This is a genomic window from Catalinimonas locisalis (assembly GCF_038039535.1).
In the GTDB taxonomy this organism is placed as follows: Bacteria; Bacteroidota; Bacteroidia; order Cytophagales; family Cyclobacteriaceae; genus Catalinimonas.
On record NZ_JBBPHP010000101.1, the window covers coordinates 1 to 1,677 of the forward strand.

The 1,677-nt window shown below is 42.0% G+C and carries 2 protein-coding genes; both read right to left on the bottom strand.

Annotated features, from left to right (window positions below; all coding sequences use genetic code 11):
• Positions 1-173: 173 nt before the first annotated feature.
• Complete coding sequence (locus WJR50_RS34010; RefSeq protein WP_341297780.1) at positions 174-1,007, bottom strand: AAA family ATPase; 834 nt, start codon at positions 1,005-1,007, stop codon at positions 174-176.
• Positions 994-1,620 carry a Mu transposase C-terminal domain-containing protein gene (locus WJR50_RS34365; protein WP_445223521.1) on the bottom strand — a complete coding sequence of 209 codons (627 nt, stop codon included), beginning with the start codon at positions 1,618-1,620 and terminating at the stop codon, positions 994-996. The genes WJR50_RS34010 and WJR50_RS34365 overlap by 14 nt, the downstream gene beginning before the upstream one ends.
• Positions 1,621-1,677 lie beyond the last annotated feature (57 nt).

A 1,677-nucleotide genomic window follows, 5' to 3' on the forward strand; every position in this document is an offset into this window, starting at 1 on the left:
CTCATATGTCTTTTTTCCTATCATAAATAAAGATAAGAATCACTCACCTAAAATGGAATAGGTTGTGCAACAGCCACATCCCTTTTCTGCACTCCTCTCCTCCCCTTTTCAGTAATTTTTCAAAACTGTGAATTTCAGAATTATATTGCCGCTTTTTTTCAGAGCTATTTTGCCTATGCTATGTGTCCAATAACCAGGCAATCTCTGGCAGCGTCAACCACTTCTTTGGTAATTCTGTCTAGTTTATTGATGCTTGAAATACGCCTGATCTGACTAAAGAGCCGTTCTATGAGTCTGAAGTTACCCGCAGTAATGCGCATGATTGCATTAACAGCCTCTACATCAGGAAAATAGTCAGGATTGAAAATAGCACCAAACTCTTTCCATTTTCTTTCAAAAATGAATCGCATTTCATCTTTGCTCAACTTGCAAAACTCATGGCTAAAGCCGATTCTGGAATAAAGCTGTGGGTATCGGGATAGTCTTCTCTCAATACCAGGCATGCCAATCAAGACCAAACCAAACTTCCATTGATCATACCAGTGTCGCACCTGTTCTAATGAGTTATAGCCCTGTCTATCTGCTTCATCTATAATTACTAAAGGACATGCTTTATGTGCTTCTAAGGCTAAGAGATTCAATTCATTTTCACCATTAGCCTTATAAAATACTCTTCCGTATCCACTTACCCGCATTCGTATATGATGATCTACAATCTTAGGTGTGTTGCTGACAGGAGCTACCCAATAAACACTTTTGCAAGCCTTCACTTTATTGATCACCACCTCAGAGATCTCCTCCCGTAAGTTTTCATGCCAGATCTCTTCATCCCATTGGGCATAATAGGTAGCTGCCAAAGATTTACCCACCCCAGGTTCTCCATGGCAAACGCCAATATAGCGATACTGAGAGCAGGCTTGTACAAATTCAGCAAATCTGCGGTATTCTTTGGTCTCCATAAACTGAATGTCTTCATAAGAGATGGGTTCTAGACTAATCGTTTTCATAGCGCTTCAAAAGATTAGGTTCTGCTAAAGTTTCCTTTTGATAAGATGGGGGTTCCTTGACAGTTTTCTGCTGCTGTATGCTTTTCAGCAAACGTTTAGTTCGTTTAATTTCCTGATACAACCCTTGTCGTACTTCCTTTCTGGCTTTTTGAATTTCCTTTAAACTCACTGTCAGTTCTGCAATATCCTGACACACCGCTGTGCAGACAAACTGCTGCTGGTGAAAGACACGTATCTGGGCAAGATCCCGTGGATCATAACGAATAGTAACCGACTCACCTACAAAAGCAGAGAGTGGAAGTGCTAGATAACGTAGTCCTTGAAAGCGGATACCTTCACGCTGAACTTTTCGGGGCTGATCCACAGAGCGGGATGCGAACGCATCTTTGAAGATACCATCTCCGGAGCCAGAGCCGAACGGCCAGGGCTTGCTAAAATGAAGGAGCAACTCAGAGCGGGAGATACTTTGGTTGTGTGGAGGTTGGACCGTTTGGGAAGGACCTTGCGTAACTTGATTGAATGGGTCACCTGGTTGGAAAGTGAAGGTATTGCTTTTAAAAGCTTGCAGGAATCTATTGATACTACGGGGTCGCCCTTTAGATTTGCATAACAAAGCAAGACTTTAAAAAGTACTACTTTGAAAAGAACCGAAAGTGCAGGTGGTGAACTA